Here is an 18,006-nt window from a genome sequence, read left to right as displayed (position 1 = left end):
CGTAGGAACATAAAAGGATAAACGGAACTATTCGGTCATCGACACGGATGTGCGGTCAGTCCGAACTCAGCAGCCGCTCGCGGCATGCCTCCACATCGAAGTCCGCCTTCGGGTACTGCGGATCCAGTGCCGTCAGGTGTTCCAGGAGGAGGCGGCTGATCGCCCAGTTGCGGTACCACTTGCGGTCGGCCGGGATCAGGTACCAGGGGGCCTCCGGGGTGGAGCAGCGGGCGAGGGCGATCTCGTAGGCCTGTTGGTACGCGGGCCACAGGGCGCGTTCCTCGATGTCGCCGGGGTTGAACTTCCAGTGCTTGTCCGGGTTGTCGAGGCGTTCGAGCAGGCGGCGGCGCTGTTGGTCGTAGGAGATGTGGAGGAAGCACTTGACGACGGTCACGCCGTCGTCGGTCAAGGACTTCTCGAAGCGGTTGATCTGGGTGTAGCGGTCGTTGATCTCGCGGTGCGGGGCGAGTTCGCGGACGCGGGCGATGAGGACGTCCTCGTAGTGGGAACGGTCGAAGATGCCGATCTCGCCGGGGTGCGGGAGGGCGCGTCTGATGCGCCAGAGGAAGTCGTGCTTCCGCTCCTCGGGAGTGGGGGCCTTGAAGGCGTTGATCCGGCAGCCGGAGGGGTTGAACAGGCCGATGACGTGCTTGACCGTGCCGCCTTTGCCGCTGGTGTCCATGCCCTGGAGGACCAGGAGGAGGCGGCGGTTGTCGCCGGCGGTGCTCGCGGCCCAGAGGCGTTCCTGCAGGTCGGCGAGGTGTTCGCCCATCCGGGCGGTGTCCTTGAGTCCTGCGGCCTTGTCGGCGGGGCCGCCGGGGGTGGCCGCGGCGTCGTAGGAGGAGAGGTCGACCGGGCGGGCGGCGGGGATGCGCAGGCGGTCGGCGAGGGGGACCGCCTCGCTCTTCGTCCCCTTGTTCCCGTTCTTGCGCTTCGCGCCCTTCTTGGTCATGGGGCACCCCTTCCGGTCGGCTCCCTCGATCCTGCGGCGCGGGGGCCGTGCCCGCCAGTCAGCGGGCGGGACTACGGGTCCACGGCAGGCGGCGGCTGAACCGGAGGCGGCTGCTGCGGCTGCGCGCGTTCCAGGAAGCGCAGCAGCTCGACCGGGAAGGGGAGCACCAGCGTCGAGTTCTTCTCGGCCGCGACCGCCACCACCGTTTGCAGCAGGCGGAGTTGAAGCGCGGCGGGCTGCTCGGACATCTGCTCGGCGGCCTCGGCGAGTTTCTTCGACGCCTGCAACTCGGCGTCCGCGTTGATGATTCGGGCCCGCCGTTCGCGGTCGGCCTCGGCCTGGCGGGCCATCGAGCGCTTCATCGTCTCGGGGAGGGAGACGTCCTTGATCTCGACGCGGTCGATCTGTACGCCCCAGCCGACGGCCGGGCTGTCGATCATCAACTCCAGCCCCTGGTTGAGCTTTTCGCGGCTGGAGAGCAGATCGTCGAGGTCGCTCTTGCCGATGATCGAGCGCAGGGACGTCTGGGCCATCTGCGAGACCGCGAAGTCCTCGACCGTGACGATCGCGTCGGCCGCGTTGACGACCTTGAAGTAGACGACCGCGTCCACCCGGACCGTCACGTTGTCACGCGTGATGCCCTCCTGCGCGGGGACCGGCATCGTCACGATCTGCATGTTGACCTTGCGGAGCCGGTCCACGAACGGGACGACCATGGTGAAGCCGGGTGCCCGGACCTCACCGGCCACCCGTCCGAGGCGGAAGACGACCCCGCGCTCGTACTGCTTGACGACCCTGGCCGCCGCAGCGATGTACACCACGCACGCGGAACCGGCCGCCGCGCCCGCCACCAGCAGTTCCTGGAGCATCCTGACCCCCTCGTCGAGAGGCCGTTTTGTCTGCTCCTGCAAGGGTATGCCCGGTGCCTGCTCCGGGGCCACGATCATCCCGGAGCAGGCACCGACGCCCCTACTTCACGGCCGGGATCTTCGCCGCCGTGACCTTCACCGGCTCGGTGCCGGCCGCGCTGTGCCGCTCCGCCCAGTTCTCCAGGGCCGTACGGCAGGCGTGGTCCAGGTGGTGCAGGCCGGAGAGGTGCAGTTCGACCGGCCGGTCCTGGGGGAGTGCCTCCAGGCTGTCGAGGATCTTCGGCAGCCGTAGGAAGGTCGCGTTGCCCGACAGGTACGCCTGGACCGGGCCCGCGCCCTTGTCGACGACCTCCAGCTTGATGTGCGAGGCCTCCCACGCCGTCTTCGCGACGGCCAGCGCGAGGCCGATGAGGACACCCTCGAACATGCTGACCGCGACGATCGACAGCGCCGTGACGACCAGGATCAGCGCCTCGCCCCGGTGCTCGCGCCACAGCGACACGATCTCCCGGACGGGGATGAGCTTGGCGCCGGCGTGCACCAGGATGCCCGCCAGGGCCGGAATCGGGATGTACGCGAGGACGTTCGGCAGCAGCGCCGCGAACAGCAGCAGCCATACGCCGTGCATGACCCGGGACGCCTTCGTCCGCGCGCCCGCCTGCACGTTCGCCGCGCTGCGCACGATCACCGCTGTCATCGGCAGCGCGCCGAGCATCCCGCACAGCGCGTTGCCCGCGCCCTGCGCCACCAACTCCTTGTCGTACTCGGTGCGTCGACCGGAGTGCAGCCGGTCGACCGCCGCCGCGCTGAACAGCGACTCGGCGGACGCGATCAGCGTGAACGCGACGATCGTGCCCAGCATCCCGACCTGAGCCAGGTCACCGAACTCGCTCAGCGGCGGCGGCTGCAACGAGCCCAGCAGCCCCTGCACTTCGACCGTCGCCACCGGCACCCCGAACACGAGCGCGGCGAGCGTCGCCAGTCCTACGGCGGCCAACGGACCCGGCACCGTACGGACCTTGGCCGGCAGCCGCTTCCACAGCACCAGGACGGCGATGGTGGCGGCGCCGAGCGCGAGCGAGGCCAGCGCCTCCGTGCTCCCGACGGCGTCGATCAGCGCGCCGGGCAGCTCGGCTATCTTGTCCAGCCCCGAGGCGGGGGCCTTCGCCCCCGCCACCGAGTACAACTGCCCGGCGATCAGCACCAGTCCGATGCCGGCCAGCATGCCCTCGACGACCGAGACCGAGATGGCCCGGAAGTAGCGCCCCAACTTCAGGACGCCCATGGCGATTTGAAGGACGCCGGTGGTGAGCACGATGACTCCGAGGGCGGGCAGTCCGTACTCCCGCACCGCCTCGAAGACCAGCACGGTCAGACCGGCGGCGGGCCCGGACACCTGGAGGCTGCTGCCCCGCATGAATCCGGTGACGAGTCCGCCCACGATGCCGGTGACCAGGCCGAGTTCGGCCGGGACACCGGAGGCGACGGCCACGCCCACGCAGAGCGGGAGCGCGACCAGGAACACCACGAGCGAGGCCGCGAAGTCCTGCCGTAGATAAGGGAACTTGGTCTTTTCGTTGTTCTTCTTCAGGTCCATGGCGCTGCTCACAGGGCCTCGAACTGGTCGGTGTCCGCGCTGTGTTCGAGCACGGCACCGGTGTGCACCTCGTAGTACCAGCCGTGCACCCGCAGCCGTCCGTCCGCCAACCGCCGCTCCACACAGGGGTAGGAGCGCAGTCGCAGCAACTGGGCGAGCACGTGGTTCTGCACGGCTCCGGCGACCGTCGGGTCGGCGGTGTCGCTCGGGGCGGGTTCGTCGGCGGCGTGCGCGAGCCAGTCGCGTACGGCCGGGACGGCGGCGAGGTCGTCGCCGCGCACCAGGGCGCCGACGGCGCCGCAGTGGGAGTGGCCGCAGACGACGACGTCCTGGACGCCGAGCACCTCCACGGCGTACTCGATGGTGGCCTCTTCGCTGGTGGGGTTGCCGGAGGCGTACGGCGGGACGATGTTCCCTGCGGTACGCAGCTCGAAGAGCTGGCCGGGGCGGGCGCCCGTGATCAGGGCCGGGACGACCCTGGAGTCGGAGCAGGTGATGAACAGCACCTGCGGGGACTGGCCTTCAGCGAGTTTGGCGAACTCCTCAGGGCGTTGTCCGAACGTACGGGCGTTGTCGATGAGGGGCTGCATGGCGTGTTTGTTCCTCCTGGCGCGCCCTCTGGGCGCGTCGGGCTTGCATGACAGTGTGCGTGGGGGAATTGACTGCCTGCTCTGCTCTCAGCAGCGGAAGACCTGAAGTGCCGCCGGAGTGTGTGCTGTCGAGGATCTCGATGTGCGGTGCCGCGCCGTGCCGGGCGCCACCGGTGTGCGTACGGCCGCCGGGTCCTCGGTGAGGAGCGGGCGTTCGGGCGTCTCGGGTCCGCAGTCTGCGGAGCGGTAACGATCGCGCAGGCGCAGCGGGACGGTGGGCGTCCCGGAGGCGCCGCAGTCGCGGAACGTGATGGTCTCGGCGCGCAGGGCCTTGCCGCTGAGCTTGAACCCGGGCTGTGCCTTGGCCTCCGCGTGACGCGCTGTGTGCGCGGGTGCGAAGGATTCCATGGAAGCGAAGAACTGAAGGGCGAACAGGACGGCAGTGAGGAGCGTCACGACGGTCCGAGCCGTCTTACCTCGGAACATGCGCCCCCCTTCAGCCAGTTCGTGTTCCTAGTACAGACCAAGGCCAGGTCAACGGCTGGTCAAGTAACACGGTAACCCGGTGAAGTTGTTTGCAGGGTTAACGCAGCGTTTCCGATGCAAGAGAGCGTGAAAAGCGCGCCTGGGCTGGCGTGAACTAAGCGGTTTTGACGAGGCTCTTGGCGTCCCGGGCCAGCGCGGTGAGGCGGGAGATCGCGCGGAAGTACTTCTTGCGGTAGCCGCCGTTCAGCATCTCCTCGCTGAACAGCTGGTCGAAGGGCAACCCCGAGGCCAGGACGGGCACTTCACGGTCGTAGAGCCGGTCCGCGAGGACGACGAGCCGCAGCGCGGTCGACTGGTCGGGTATCGGCTGGACGTCGGTGAGGCAGACGGCCTTGAGGTCGTCGGTGAGGGCGCCGTAACGGCTGGGGTGGACCTTGGCGAGGTGGGCCAGGAGGTGCGGGAAGTCGTCGAGGGAGGCGCCCGGGGTCGCGTACGCCGCCTTCGTCACCTGCTCGTCGGAGAACGGGGCCGGGGCCTCCGGCAGGCCGCGGTGGCGGTAGTCGTCGCCGTCGATGCGCAGCGAGCGGAAGTGCGCGGACAGGCCCTGGATCTCGCGCAGGAAGTCGACGGACGCGAACCGGCCCTCGCCGAGCTTGCCCGGCAGGGTGTTGGAGGTCGCGGCGAGCGCCACGCCCGCGTCGACCAGCTTGCCGAGCAGGGTCGACACGAGCACGGTGTCGCCCGGGTCGTCCAGCTCGAACTCGTCGATGCACAGCAGTCGGTGGCCGGAGAGCGTCTGGACAGTCTTCTGGAAGCCGAGCGCGCCGACCAGGTTCGTCAGCTCGACGAACGTCCCGAAGGCCTTGAGCGAGGGTTCGGCCGGAGTCGCGTGCCAGAGGGAGGCCAGGAGGTGGGTCTTGCCGACGCCGTAGCCGCCGTCGAGATAGACACCACGGGGGCCGGCCGGGGTCTTGGCCGCCTTGCCCTTGCCGAAGCCGAGGAAGCCGCGCTTGGCGGTGCCCGCGGTGTGCGCCCCGCCGAGTCCGGCGGCGAAGGCCTCCAGGACGCCGACCGCCTCGGTCTGGCTGGGCTGGTTCGGGTCCGGGATGTATGTGGCGAAGCGCACCGAGTCGAAGCGCGGCGGCGGCACCATCTCGGCGACCAGCCGGTCCGCGGGGACGAACGGCTCTCGGGCGCACAGGGACAGCGGGGCCGCGTCTGCTATCGGGCTGATCCCGGAGGCGGCGGAGGAGGATGACACGGTTCATCAGTCTAGGGCCTGTCCGATAATCCCCGTCGCCGCCCGGAGGGCGACCTCGCGCCCGCTGCGGCGAGAGGGCGTGCATGGCCTCGCGAGGCCGGGGGCACCTCCCACGCCCTGGAGACAGTGGGGGAGGCGATTGTCCGACAGGCCCTGATCATCAGACAGGCCCTGGGGGGCGTGCCACACTGCACGACATGCGACGCCTGTTCCCTGTGACCGACGAAACAGCAGCCCAGGCCTCGAACGGGGCCCCCGATGCGCGTGGGACGGACCGGGAGTGGGGGCTTGCGGAGCTGGCGGAGGCGTACGCCTACCCCGCCGGGAGCGCCCCCTGGTTGCGCGCCAACATGGTGTCCACGCTCGACGGGGCCGGCCAGCACGAGGGCCGCTCCCAGCCCATCTCCGGGGACGCCGACATGCGGATCTTCGGCACCTTGCGGGCGCTGGCCGATGTCGTGGTCGTCGGTGCGGAAACGGTACGCCAGGAGGGCTATCGGCCCGCACGCGCGCGTGCGGAGTTCGCGGCGACACGCACGCGTGCCGGGCAGGGACCGGCCCCGGTGATCGCGGTCGTCACCGCGAGCCTCGATCTCGACTTCTCGCTTCCGCTTTTCACCTCGCCCCTGGTGCCGACGCTGATCCTGACGGGCGCACAGGCGGCGCCGGACCGGGTCGCGACCGCGGAGAAGGCGGGCGCGCGGGTGGTGGTCGCCGGTGACGGCGCCGGAGTGGATCCCGCGCGGGCCGTGGAAGCGCTCGCGGCGCTGGGACACGCCCGGCTGCTGACCGAGGGCGGGCCGCGGCTGCTGGGGCAGTTCGTGGCCGCAGGGGTGCTCGACGAGCTGTGTCTGACGCTCTCGCCGATGCTCGTGGCGGGGGAGGCGCAGCGGATCTCCGGCGGGCCGTCGGTTAAGGTGCCCCAGCGCTTCGAACTGGTGTCCCTGCTGGAAGAGGCCGGGTTCCTGTTCGGTCGCTACCGTCGGTCCTGAGTGCGGGCGGAATGATCCGTTCCGTTTGTCTTTCGACGGGCACACTAAATCCGGCAGTACCCGTGCGATCACGGGGCAGGATGGTTTCCGCAGGGCCTCGACGGCCCACGGAGGAGAGAGGGCCCGAGGGTCCTCGAAGGAGAAAGGGCGCCTGGTGTTCACAAGCGTACTGATGATCGAGAAGGCCCTTACGTCCGCCGACGTGGAGTTCGTCACCACCTTGCACGGTGACGAGACCGTCTCCTTCCACGTGTTGCTCCAGCCCCGCGGCGACCAGGCGGACCGCCTGCTGCGGGCCATCGACGACGTCGCCCTCGGCGAACTCGACGAGGCGGCACACGAGCGGGAGACCCCCGAGGGCAAGGACGCGGCGGCACTCGGTACGCAGGCTCTGGAGGTGTCCCTGGCGGCCCTGCACGCGGCCGGCAGCGAGGCGCAGGGGCGGCTCATCGAGGACCACCCGCTGGACGCGCTGAAGACCCTCGTGGACGAGATCGGCGCGGACGAGGTCATCGTGCTGACCGATCCCCACTACGTGGAGGAGTTCTTCCACCGGGACTGGGCCTCGCGCGCCCGTCACAAGGTCGGCGTACCGGTGCTGAAGCTGTTCTCGCACAGCAAGGAGTAGCGGTCGGCGGGACGGCCGACGGGTGTCCGTGATTGTCAGTGGCACCGCATAGGCTTGCCGCTGAACGTCCGCCGTACCCGTACGGAACCAGCACGCACAGGGAGACACGCATGGCACCCGGCCTTCCCACCGCCATGGACCGACCGCACTTCATCGGCATCGGCGGGGCCGGGATGTCGGGGATCGCCAAGATCCTCGCGCAGCGCGGGGCGAAGGTCGCGGGCAGCGACGCCAAGGACTCCGCGACCGCCGACGCCCTGCGCGCCCTGGGTGCCACGGTGCACATCGGACACGCGGCGGAGCACCTCGCCGACGACGCCACCTGCGTGGTCGTGTCGTCGGCGATCCGCAAGGACAACCCCGAGCTGGCCCGCGCGGCCGAGCTCGGCATCCCCGTCGTCCACCGCTCGGACGCCCTCGCCCGCCTGATGGACGGCCTGCGCCCGATCGCCGTAGCGGGCACGCACGGCAAGACGACCACGACGTCGATGCTCGCGGTGTCGCTGTCCGAGCTGGGCCTGAAGCCCTCGTACGCGATCGGCGGCGATCTGGACGCCCCCGGTTCGAACGCGCTGCACGGCGACGGCGAGATCTTCGTCGCCGAGGCGGACGAATCGGACCGCAGCTTCCACAAGTACGCGCCCGAGGTCGCGATCGTCCTCAACGTGGAGCTCGACCACCACGCCAACTACGCGTCCATGGAAGAGATCTACGAGTCCTTCCAGACCTTCGCGGACCGGATCGTGCCGGACGGCACCCTGGTGATCTCGGCGGACCACGAGGGCGCCCGGGAGCTGACGCGGCGAATCTCCGACTCCGTGAAGACGGTGACGTACGGAGAGGCGGAGGACGCCGACGTACGCATCCTCTCCGTGGTCGCGCAGGGCCTGAAGAGCGAGGTGACCGTCCTCCTGGGGGGTGAGGAACTCACCTTCACCGTCTCGGTCCCCGGCCGGCACTACGCGAGCAACGCGGTCGCGGCCCTCGCCGCGGGCGTCGCGCTCGGCATCCCGGCCGCGGAACTGGCGCCCGCGCTCGCCGCGTACACAGGGGTGAAGCGGCGCCTCCAGCTCAAGGGCGAGGCGGCCGGCGTCCAGGTGATCGACTCCTACGCCCACCACCCCACGGAGATGACCGCCGACCTGGAGGCGATGCGCGCGGCGGCCTCCTCCGCGCGGCTGCTGGTCGTCTTCCAGCCCCACCTCTTCTCCCGCACCCAGGAGCTCGGCAAGGAGATGGGCCAGTCCCTCGCCCTCGCCGACGCCTCGCTGGTCCTGGACATCTACCCGGCCCGCGAGGACCCGATCCCCGGCATCACCAGCGACCTGATCATCGAGGCCGCGCGCGCCGCGGGCGCCGATGTGACCCCGGTCCACGACAAGGCGGACGTACCGGAGGCCGTGGCGGGAATGGCGAAGCCCGGTGATCTGGTTCTCACCATGGGAGCGGGCGATGTGACAGACCTCGGCCCGCGGATCCTGGACCGTCTCGCGAAGTAAGGGGCTGAGCTGCATGTCGTACGACGTCGAAAAGCCGGACGAGGAATGGCGCGCGGAGCTGAACCCGGCCGAGTACGCGGTGCTGCGGCAGGCCGGCACGGAACCCGCCTTCGTCGGTGAGTACACCGACACCAAGACGAAGGGCGTCTACTCCTGCCGGGCCTGTGGCGCCGAACTCTTCACCTCCACCGAGAAGTTCGAGTCCCACTGCGGCTGGCCTTCCTTCTACGACCCGAAGGACACCGACGCGGTCGAACTGATCCAGGACCGCTCGCACGGCATGGTGCGCACCGAGGTGCGGTGTGCCCGGTGCGGGTCGCACCTCGGGCATGTCTTCGAGGGCGAGGGCTACGCGACCCCGACGGACCAGCGGTACTGCATCAACAGCATTTCGCTGCGGCTGACGCCTGAAGAGGGCTGACACGGGCAAGTCGCCTGGTAGCGGGGCGGTAAGAGCACTCTGGGACAGCGAGCCGGCCCCGCGCATGTGCGCGGGGCCGGCTCTGTTCCTCTGCCCGCTGGTCGATCACTTCGCCTGGGCGAGCCAGACCGCGTCGGGGCCGGCCGGGAAGCGCAACTGGCCGGTCGTGTCGTGCACGGCGCGCCACACCGTCTCGGCGACGTCGCTCTCCTTGGTGAACAGGTCCTGGCCCGTGAAGGAGTCCATGGTCTTCTTCGCCCACGTCGCGTAGGGCGCCGGGACCAGCTCGTCCACCGAGCTGCCGTTCGTCGCGACGGCGGCGAAGTTGGTCGTCAGGCAGGCACCCGGTTCGACCGTCTTCGCCTGCACTCCGAAGGGCGCGAGTTCGAGCGAGAGGGATGCGGTGAACCCCTCGACGGCCATCTTGCTCGCCTTGTAGACGGCCGAGAGGGGCATGTGGCCCAGCACCACGCTGGAGGTCACGTTGATCACCACGCCGGAGCCCCGCTCGCGGAACTGGGGGAGCACGGCCTGCGTCGTCGCCATCACGCCGAACGTGTTGGTCTCGAACACGTCCCGCACCCGGGCCATGGGGGTGCCCTCGAACACGCCGATCGACGGGACGCCCGCGTTGTTGACCAGGACGTCGACCGGCCCGGCCGCCTCGAACGCGGCGGTGATCGTCTCGGGCCTGGTCACGTCGAGCGCGACGACGCGCAGCCGGTCCGACTCGGGCAGGACACCCGGACGCGGCGTGCGCATCGTGGCGATGACGTTCCACCCCTGCGCGTGGAAGTGGAGGGCGGTCGCCCGCCCGTATCCGGATGAGGCACCAGTGATCAGGACTGTCTTCATGCTGTGATCCTCGCGATGTCGTGGGAGCCGCGACGAGCAGGCATTTTCCTACCCGGCGGAAGAACTTCTGATCCCAGTAAATCGCTCTCACCTGCGGAGACAGTAGAGCCATTCTCTCTAATACTTGCACGATCCTCTACGGCGCTCCGGCTCCGCTCAGGGCAGGACGCTCACGGGGGTGCGCCCGATGTTCCGCAGGCGGGCCGCGTCCCGGCTCGGGGGTTCACCGAACTGGCGGCGGTACTCGCGGCTGAACTGCGACGGGTTGTCGTAGCCGACGCGCTGCCCGACCCCCGTGACGTCCCCGGGGTGGGTGGCCAGCAGCAGCCGGGCCTCCTGGAGGCGGATCTGCTTCTGGAACTGGATGGGGCTCATCGCGGTCACCGCCTGGAAGTTGCGGTAGAACGCGGAGACGCTCATCCCGGAAAGCCGCGCCACGTCCTCGACCCGGAAGGGCTGCGCGTAGTGCTCGCGGATCCAGCGCACGGCCCGGGAGACATGGCTGAGCCCGCTGTCGGCGAGGCCGAGCTGGCGTACCGTCGCGCCCTGCTCGCCGGTGATCAGCCGCCAGAGGATCTCGCGCTTGGCCAGCGGGGCCAGTACGGCCCGGTCGCGGGGCTCGTCGAGCAGGCGCAGCAGCCGTACCACCGCGTCGAGCAGGGCGGCCGGGGCATCGCTGACGGCGATTCCCGACGGGGTGCCTCCGCCGGTGCGGGGGAGGTCGCCGGGACCGGCCTGCAGCAGGAGTTCGGCTACGGCGGACGGTTCCAGGGTGAGGCCGAAGCCGAGGGCCGGCCGCTCGGGGTCGGCCTGGGTGAACTGCCCGGTGACGGGCAGGTCGACGGATGCGACCAGGTACTGCCCGGGGCCGTACTCGTAGACCCGCTCGCCCAGCGCGAGGCGTTTGGCGCCCTGGGCGATGACGGCGACCACCGTGCCGGACATGGAGGGCGCCGGCGGATCAGGCCGGTCGACCTTCGAGATCAGGACGCCGTCGACGGCGGTGGTCCAGTCGGGCCGGGCATGCCGGTCCAGCAGGGTGCGGAACTCTTCCAGGGACATGCGTCCATTGCAGCACCCCACCGCCGTCCAGCTCCCGAACTCGCGAGGATCGTGCAAGTGGCCGCGAGCATCGTTCTAACGTTTCCGCAGTTCAGTGGCCTTGAATGGAATCAGCCCACTCCATCACCGCCAAGGAGAAACCCATGCTTGCCACCTACGGCTTCAACGCCACCCTGACCGCCAGGCCCGGGATGGGCGGCCGGCTGGTCGACCTGCTGCTGACGGGCCTGGACGAGGGCAGCCCCGGCGCGAGCGAACACTGCGTCGTGTACCTCGTCTCCCGTTCCGCGTCCGACTCCGACGTCGTCCATGTCACCGAGGGCTGGACCAGCGAGGAGGACCACCACCGGATCTTCGCCGGTGAGGCCGCTCAGGCCATCGTGGCGCGGATCGCCGGGCTGCTGGCCAAGGAGTCCGAGTACACCGACTACGTCCCGGTCCTCGGCAAGGCCGCCTTCTGATCTCCCGGGCCGATCTGCCGACTCGCTACCTGGCCACCTGCCCACCTGGCCGCCTGCCCAGACGCCCCCCTCTTCGTCCTCGTCCCCGTCCGTCCGGCACCACACCACGAAAGGCCCACGCCATGACCGCCGTACGTCCCGCTCTGGACCCCGAACTGCGCGAACTGCTGGCCGACATGCCCCTCATGTCCCAGCTCACCCCGGAACTTCTCGCGCAATTGCGGCAGTTCCCCTCGGCACCCGTCGACTCGCTCCTGGCACACCGGCAGGTCGACAGGCGTGAGGTCGGCGTGCCGGCCGAGGACGGTTTCCAGATCCGGCTGTCGGTCTTCAGCCCCGCGAACACCGATCGCACCACGGCCGCCCCCTGCGTCTACTGGATCCACGGTGGCGGGATGGTCATGGGCGACCGCTTCTCGCAGCTCGACATCCCGCTGGAATGGCTCGACGAGTTCGGCGCGGTCGTGGTCTCCGTGGACTACCGGCTCGCACCGGAGGTCACCGGCACCACCCTCGTCGACGACTGCTACCGAGGTCTGCTCTGGACCGCCGGACACTGCGAAGAACTGGGCGTCGACCCCACCCGGATCATCGTCGCCGGCGCCAGCGCGGGCGGCGGCCTCGCTGCCGGTCTCACCCTGATGGCACGCGACCTCGGCGCCCCGGCGATCGCCGCGCAGGTGCTGATCTGCCCCATGCTCGACCACCGCAACACCACCACCTCCAGCCGCCAGTACTCCGGCGTGCCCGGTGTCTGGACCGGCGAGATGAACGAGTTCGGCTGGCGAGCCGTCCTCGGCGACCTCACCGACGCCGAGGTGTCCCCGTACGTCTCACCCGCCCGGGCCGAGGACCTCTCGGACCTGCCGGCCACCTACATCGACGCCGGCTCCGCCGAAGTCTTCCGCGACGAGGACACCGACTACGCCACCCGCATCTGGGCGGCCGGCGGCCAGGCCGAACTCCACGTCTGGGCAGGCGGGTTCCACGGCTTCGACGCGCTGTACCCGCAGGCGGACATCTCGGCCACGGCCCGCCGCACGCGCATCGACTGGCTCGGCCGAACCCTGCGTACGAACGGCTCCGCGTGACGCACCGTGCGTAGATCCGGCGTTGAGCCTGCGCGGTCCTCCACCGCAGTCGACGTCGTTCGCTCGGACCAGCGGTTGGTGATCTACCGTGCCGTGGACGACGCGAGCCGGTCGGCATTGGACCGGTTGTGCGCGGGGTGATGTCGAACCGCCCCCTCGTGCACTGAGCGGCGTCAGGCCTTGGCGCCGGACATGCCGCTGGTCACCACGATCGTGGCCACCGCGCCGGTCCCGGTGCGGCCCAGCCAGACCACGCCGCCCGACTCCGCGGTGAACGTGACGAGGTCGGCGCGTCGTGTTTCGTCGCTCAACCGCTCGCAGTTGTCGGGCAGTTGCTCGGAATCGCGCGGCACCGGGCTGCCGTCCACGAACGTGCGGAACGGCGCCACCAGGGTCGTCCACGCCTCGGCGTCGGCGAAGCAGCCGAAGTTGGCATCCGAGGAGAACCCGACCTGCTCGCCCGGCTGAAGCCGGTCGATGTCGTCGTGGATCCCCAGGCCCATCTCCCACCCGGCCACGGGGTCGTCGCTCAGGCGTATCCGGGTCGCGGCGCACGCGATGCCGTCGAAGTGCTCACCGAAGAACTCGTACGGCCCCGCCGTCCAGGCGATCTCCACCGGGTAGGTGCCCGGTGGAATCCGCACGGCCAGTTCGCGCGGGGGCTTGGTCGGCGACCCGTTCTCGTAGTCGCTGATCTCGTCGTCGTGCCACGGCGCGTCCACGATCAGACGGCCGCTGGGTATGCGAATGGTGGTCATCCGCTCAACTCCCGTGACCACGATGGGTGTTGACGGATCGTCGTACACGGTCCCCAGGTGCGCGCCGGTCGTGAACGCCGTCTCCAGATACCAGGTGGCCTCCGGCCCGGCGGCCGGCCGGGCGTCCCCGAACCAGTCCATGTCCCGTCCCTCCCCTGCCGTCCGGCCGGACGGTCAAGGGAAAAGGTACGCGGGGCCACTGACATCGAACCGCGTGCTACGACCCGGTCGTCCCGAAGGTGACCCTGTAATAGCAGGCCCCCTTGCACGGCATCGTCGCCCCGTCGTCGAAGGCGTACGAATAGGCGTACGGGGCGGCCCGCTTGAAGACCTGGGTGTAGTCGACCGGCCACTTCGAGGGGACGCAGTTGTCGCGGCCCGCCCAGGCGCCGCGGCAGCAGTACGTGTCGCCGCCGAACGCCGCGCAGGGCGGTTTGCAGCCGACGACCTGGCCGCCCGACACCGCCTGCATCGCGGTGGGGCAGTCGATGTCCGACGTGCAGACGCCCTTGTAGCAGCCCGAGGAACCGACCGGGTCGACGGTCGTGGTGTGCGAGATGTTGATGTACATCGGCAGGTTCGAGCCGTCGACCATGCTCACGTCGTAGAAATCCATCCCGGCGTACGCGTCGAACGTGAACTCACCCAGTGTGGTGGGCGGGTTGGCGCCCTCGCACACGCTGGTGCAGTCGCCGGTCGCGCAGTGGCCGGCGGCCGTCGAGGTACAGCCCGTGCGGCCCCAGATGCGGCCGCCCCAGTTGTTCGCCACGGTCACCGACAGGCTCTGGCCCGGGGCGAGTCGGCGGCCCTGCGGGTAGACGGCGGTGTTGGTGACGACCGCCCAGACCGTCTTCGGGGTGCGGTTGACGACCGTGATCAGGCGCTTGCCGACCGGGGCCGCCGAGGGGTGCGCTGTCGGTCCGACTGCCTTGGCGGTGGGTTTGCTTGTGCTCTTCTTCGAGACGGCGGTTCTGGGGGACGGAGAAGCCGAGGCGCTCCGACTCGGAGAAGGCGACGGCGAGGGCGACGCACTTCGGGACACGGCCGGACGCGCGGCCGTGTCCTGGTGGGCCGTCGTGCGGGTGCCGCCCGTTCCGGACGGCGTCCACACGCTGTAGGCGATCAGCACGGTGGCGGCCGTCGCGACGGCCGCTGCCCCGACGTACCACCAGCGTCGGCGGTGTCGCGGCGGGCCCGCACTGCGCCTTCTGCGTCCTCGTGCCATCGTCCTCGCGCCTTCCTCATGCACTCCGGATGTGTCCCTGCCTATCGGTGACCTTCTCGGCGACGGCTCGACAACATAAATTCGGACGCGACCGGCTGATTTCTTTTGTTGTCCTGTTTTCTGTAGTCCTTGCGCGCGTCGGCGGTCTCCGAATCAGAGAGTTGCCACGGCCGGACCACACGCGGAGGAACGAACGCAGATGACCGAGAAGCCCAGGAGTGGACCCGACGCGGGCGTGGTGACGGCCGCGTGCGCGGGCGACCGGCAGGCCCTGGATCACCTGCTGACGCAGTGCCTGCCGCTGGTCTACAACATCGTCGGCCGGGCCCTGAACGGTCACGCCGACGTCGATGACGTCGTACAGGAGACGCTGTTGCGCATGGTGCGGGGGCTGCCGAAGCTGCGGGATCCCGCCGCGTTCCGGTCGTGGCTGGTGGCCATCACGATCAGGCAGGTACGGGACCGTGAGCAGATACGGGCCGCCGATCGCGACCGCCGGGCGCACATCGAGGACGCGGAGACGATCACCGACCCCGCGCTCGACTTCGCCGGACTGACCATCCTGCGGCTGGGGTTGACCGAGCAGCGCCGTGAAGTCGTCGAGGCCACACGCTGGTTGGACCCGGACGACCAGGAACTGCTGTCCCTGTGGTGGCTGGAGGAGACCGGCGAACTCGAACGGGCCGAACTCGCCGGTGCGTTGGGGCTCTCCGACCGGCACGCCTCCGTGCGCGTGCAGCGGATGAAGAAGCAGATGGAGGTCTCGCGCGTGGTGGTGCGGGCGCTGGCCGCCGCACCGCGCTGCGTGGAGCTGGACGAGACGGCCTCGACGTGGGACGGCACGCCAAGTGCCTTGTGGCGCAAGCGGTTTGCGCGGCACATCCGTGGGTGCGGGGTGTGCCAGGGGCTCGATGAGGGGCTGCTCCCGATGGACCGGCTGTTGAGCGGGCTTCCGTTGGTGGCGGTTCCGACGGGACTTGACCCGGCGCGGGTCCTCAACGCCGTTATGGGGGAGGGTGGTTCGTCCTCACCGGCGGACCAACCCGCGCACTCCGCGCACCGGGGAACCCGTCGACGGCACGGGCGCCGGTCCGGTCGGTCCGGTCGTATGGGCAAGCAGGTCGTGGGTGGCTCGGCGGCGGTCGCCGTCGTCGTGGTGGCGGCGCTGGTCGCGCCCCGGCTGACGGGGGGACCCTCTTCTACGACGGCTGTGGCATCGCCCGCTCCGGTGGTCAGTGTCACCCCGAGCCCCACGCCCTCGCCCTCCCCGAGCACGTCGCCGAGCGCGTCCCCGACGCCGAGGGCCAAGCCGAGCCCCTCTCCCTCGAAGCACGCCGCCGCCCCCGCGCACATCGCCTCCGGTGCCAAGAAGGGCGTCGGGGTGTGGTCGTTCGGCGGGGTGAGCCAGGCGCTCGCCGCGAGCGGGGCGAACTGGTACTACACCTGGTCCACGCAGCACTCGGGGATCACGACGCCCTCGTCGGGGTCGTTCGTACCCATGATCTGGGGCGCGAAGTCCGTCACCGACTCCTCGCTGGCCCAGGCCCGGGAGTACGGGCCGTATCTGCTGGGGTTCAACGAACCGGACATGGCGCAGCAGTCGAACATGACCGTCGAGCAGGCGCTGCAGCTGTGGCCCCAACTCATGGCGGCGGGCAAGATCCTGGGCAGCCCGGCGGTGGCCTACGGCGGTGACACGGCGGGTGGTTGGCTGGACCGTTTCATGTCGGGGGCCAGGACGAAGGGGTACCGGGTCGACTTCATCACGCTGCACTGGTACGGCGGCGACTTCCGCACCCCGCAGGCCGTCGAGCAGCTGAAGTCGTACCTGGCCGCGGTGTACGCGCGCTACCACAAGCCGATCTGGCTCACCGAGTACGCGCTGATCGACTTCTCCCAGGGGACGCGATTCCCGTCCGCGCAGCAACAGGCCGACTTCGTGACCGCGTCCACCAAGGCGTTGGACGGGCTGTCGTACGTGCAGCGCTACGCGTGGTTCGGGCTGGGCGCGGACGCGTCGAAGCCGAGCAGCGGGCTCTTCACGGACGGTACGACGACCACCGCGGCGGGCCGGGCCTTCCAGTCCGCCGACTGATCCGGCCCGGCCGCCCCCGGAGTCAGGGGCTCACACCCCAGGTGATGCGGTACCCGCACTCTCCCGAGCAGGTGAGCACGCTGGTCGCGTCGTCGTTGACGTAGGAGTAGGCGAAGGGCTCGGCCTTCTTGAACACGGCCGCCGAGTCGACGGGCCAGGACGACGGGACGCACTGGGGTCGTGCCGCGTAGGCGCCGGTGCAGCAGGTCTTGTCCGTCTTGAACACCAGGCAGGCGCTCAGGCAGGCCACGACCCGGCCGTCCCGCACGCGCCGCAGTTCGGTGGGGCAGGTCGCGTTGGCGTCCCGGGTGCACCCGGCGGCGGAGCAGCCGTTCGCGTCGATCTTGTCCTGGGACGAGCCGCCGTAACTGTTGATCCACATCGGCAGGTTGTTGCCCTCGACCAGGCTGACGTCGTAGAAGTCCATGCCGTTCCAGGCGTTCAGGTTGAACTCGGCCAGCGTGGAGGGGAATTCGCCCCAGGTCGAACCGCACTGGAAACGGCCGCAGTCGCCGGTCGTGCAGTGGCCGTCGCCGGCCGCGTCGAAGGAACAGCCGGTGCGCGCCCACACCCGGACGTCCCAGTGGTCGGGGACGGTGAAGCTGAGGCTGGCCCCGGGCTTCAGCACCCAACCCGTCGCCTCCACAGGGTGTTTGGGGTCCGCCGCGATCGCGGGCCAGATCGTCCGGTCGAGGCGGTTGACGAGGGTGACGGTCCGCTTGCCGGCGGTCGCGGTCTTCGGCTGACCGGCCGCGCGGGACGGCGAGGCGCTCGCCTCGGCCGGCTTCCGTGCGTCAGGGGTGGGCGAGGGGGAGGGCGTGGCGCGCGGCGATGACGTCGTCGTCGGCGACGGTCCGGGGAGGGACGGGGTGCCGGCGACCGCCGTACCGTGCGCGGACGACGGGCCGGCGACCGTACGGTCTCCCGGGGTTCCCGGCTGCGCGCGGGCGAGCAGGACGCCGGTCACCACGGCGAGGCAGGTCAGGAGCACCGCGGCGGCCAGGCCTACCTGTCTGCGTGCCGGGCGGGGCGGGCGGGGCGCACGGCGGTGGCCCGCCACGGTTCGTGCGCGCCCTTGTCGGCGGATGGACGACCGGCGACGAGGCATGTGTCAACACTCCTGTCCGTTCCCACGTTCCGCCGCGCGGTGATCCGGCCGGCGGA

The 18,006-nt window shown here is 70.1% G+C and carries 18 protein-coding genes; 7 read left to right on the top strand and 11 right to left on the bottom strand.

Translation table 11 applies throughout. From position 1 onward, the window contains the following. Nucleotides 1-55: 55 nt before the first annotated feature. From OG504_RS14505 to zapE, 6 genes are all read right to left on the bottom strand, one after another. Nucleotides 56-952, bottom strand: a complete 897-nt coding sequence (locus OG504_RS14505; protein WP_405990210.1) for a PPK2 family polyphosphate kinase — start codon at nt 950-952, stop codon at nt 56-58. Between the two features lie 71 nt (nt 953-1,023). Further along, nucleotides 1,024-1,821 carry a slipin family protein gene (locus tag OG504_RS14500; protein ID WP_405990209.1) on the bottom strand — a complete coding sequence of 266 codons (798 nt, stop codon included), beginning with the start codon at nt 1,819-1,821 and terminating at the stop codon, nt 1,024-1,026. A 100-nt stretch (nt 1,822-1,921) separates the two neighbouring features. After that, on the bottom strand, nt 1,922-3,418 hold the full coding sequence (locus OG504_RS14495) for a SulP family inorganic anion transporter (protein ID WP_405990208.1): 1,497 nt from the start codon (nt 3,416-3,418) through the stop codon (nt 1,922-1,924). An 8-nt stretch (nt 3,419-3,426) separates the two neighbouring features. Further along, nucleotides 3,427-4,008, bottom strand: a complete 582-nt coding sequence (locus OG504_RS14490; protein WP_393754240.1) for a carbonic anhydrase — start codon at nt 4,006-4,008, stop codon at nt 3,427-3,429. 87 nt (nt 4,009-4,095) lie between these two features. Continuing rightward, nucleotides 4,096-4,494 (bottom strand): hypothetical protein, encoded by a 399-nt coding sequence (locus OG504_RS14485; RefSeq protein WP_405990207.1) that lies wholly within the window; start codon nt 4,492-4,494, stop codon nt 4,096-4,098. 154 nt (nt 4,495-4,648) lie between these two features. After that, nucleotides 4,649-5,755: a cell division protein ZapE gene (gene zapE, locus OG504_RS14480; protein WP_405990206.1), complete on the bottom strand. Its 1,107-nt coding sequence runs from the start codon at nt 5,753-5,755 to the stop codon at nt 4,649-4,651. Between the two features lie 197 nt (nt 5,756-5,952). On the opposite strand from zapE, the gene OG504_RS14475 reads away from it, so the two are divergent. From OG504_RS14475 to msrB, 4 genes are all read left to right on the top strand, one after another. Further along, nucleotides 5,953-6,747 carry a pyrimidine reductase family protein gene (locus OG504_RS14475; RefSeq protein WP_405990205.1) on the top strand — a complete coding sequence of 265 codons (795 nt, stop codon included), beginning with the start codon at nt 5,953-5,955 and terminating at the stop codon, nt 6,745-6,747. Between the two features lie 154 nt (nt 6,748-6,901). Next, complete coding sequence (locus OG504_RS14470; protein ID WP_199811090.1) at nt 6,902-7,375, top strand: indole-3-glycerol phosphate synthase; 474 nt, start codon at nt 6,902-6,904, stop codon at nt 7,373-7,375. Between the two features lie 110 nt (nt 7,376-7,485). After that, nucleotides 7,486-8,874 (top strand): UDP-N-acetylmuramate--L-alanine ligase, encoded by a 1,389-nt coding sequence (murC, locus tag OG504_RS14465; protein ID WP_405990204.1) that lies wholly within the window; start codon nt 7,486-7,488, stop codon nt 8,872-8,874. Nucleotides 8,875-8,887: 13 nt separating this feature from the next. Further along, complete coding sequence (gene msrB, locus OG504_RS14460; protein ID WP_403584613.1) at nt 8,888-9,295, top strand: peptide-methionine (R)-S-oxide reductase MsrB; 408 nt, start codon at nt 8,888-8,890, stop codon at nt 9,293-9,295. Nucleotides 9,296-9,400: 105 nt separating this feature from the next. Here the strand turns inward: msrB and OG504_RS14455 are convergent, their stop codons facing one another. Together OG504_RS14455 and OG504_RS14450 are read right to left on the bottom strand one after the other, a co-directional pair. After that, the gene (locus tag OG504_RS14455; protein WP_405990203.1) at nt 9,401-10,150 is read right to left on the bottom strand and encodes an SDR family oxidoreductase; all 750 of its coding nucleotides are present in this window, start codon (nt 10,148-10,150) and stop codon (nt 9,401-9,403) included. A gap of 156 nt (nt 10,151-10,306) precedes the next feature. Beyond that, entirely contained in the window at nt 10,307-11,212 is a 906-nt protein-coding gene (locus tag OG504_RS14450; RefSeq protein ID WP_405990202.1) for an AraC family transcriptional regulator N-terminal domain-containing protein, read from the bottom strand. A gap of 143 nt (nt 11,213-11,355) precedes the next feature. Here OG504_RS14450 and OG504_RS14445 point away from each other — a divergent pair, with 143 nt between their 5' ends. Together OG504_RS14445 and OG504_RS14440 are read left to right on the top strand one after the other, a co-directional pair. Further along, a complete protein-coding gene (locus OG504_RS14445) occupies nt 11,356-11,673 on the top strand; it encodes a putative quinol monooxygenase (RefSeq protein WP_405990201.1) in 318 nt (105 codons plus the stop codon). A 122-nt stretch (nt 11,674-11,795) separates the two neighbouring features. After that, nucleotides 11,796-12,764, top strand: coding sequence for an alpha/beta hydrolase (locus tag OG504_RS14440; RefSeq protein ID WP_405990200.1), 969 nt, complete (start codon nt 11,796-11,798; stop codon nt 12,762-12,764). 173 nt (nt 12,765-12,937) lie between these two features. On the opposite strand, the gene OG504_RS14435 is transcribed toward OG504_RS14440, so the two are convergent. Continuing rightward, the gene (locus tag OG504_RS14435; RefSeq protein WP_405990199.1) at nt 12,938-13,663 is read right to left on the bottom strand and encodes a DUF4241 domain-containing protein; all 726 of its coding nucleotides are present in this window, start codon (nt 13,661-13,663) and stop codon (nt 12,938-12,940) included. A gap of 76 nt (nt 13,664-13,739) precedes the next feature. Next, on the bottom strand, nt 13,740-14,747 hold the full coding sequence (locus OG504_RS14430) for a thaumatin family protein (RefSeq protein ID WP_405990198.1): 1,008 nt from the start codon (nt 14,745-14,747) through the stop codon (nt 13,740-13,742). A 199-nt stretch (nt 14,748-14,946) separates the two neighbouring features. Between OG504_RS14430 and OG504_RS14425 the strand changes: the two genes are divergently transcribed. After that, on the top strand, nt 14,947-16,842 hold the full coding sequence (locus tag OG504_RS14425) for a sigma-70 family RNA polymerase sigma factor (protein ID WP_405990197.1): 1,896 nt from the start codon (nt 14,947-14,949) through the stop codon (nt 16,840-16,842). Nucleotides 16,843-16,864: 22 nt separating this feature from the next. Here the strand turns inward: OG504_RS14425 and OG504_RS14420 are convergent, their stop codons facing one another. Beyond that, nucleotides 16,865-17,902, bottom strand: coding sequence for a thaumatin family protein (locus OG504_RS14420; protein ID WP_405990196.1), 1,038 nt, complete (start codon nt 17,900-17,902; stop codon nt 16,865-16,867). Nucleotides 17,903-18,006 lie beyond the last annotated feature (104 nt).

The organism is Streptomyces sp. NBC_00986 (genome assembly GCF_045162565.1).
Classification (GTDB): domain Bacteria; phylum Actinomycetota; class Actinomycetes; order Streptomycetales; family Streptomycetaceae; genus Streptomyces.
This window is presented reverse-complemented; position numbering and strand designations above follow the sequence as displayed.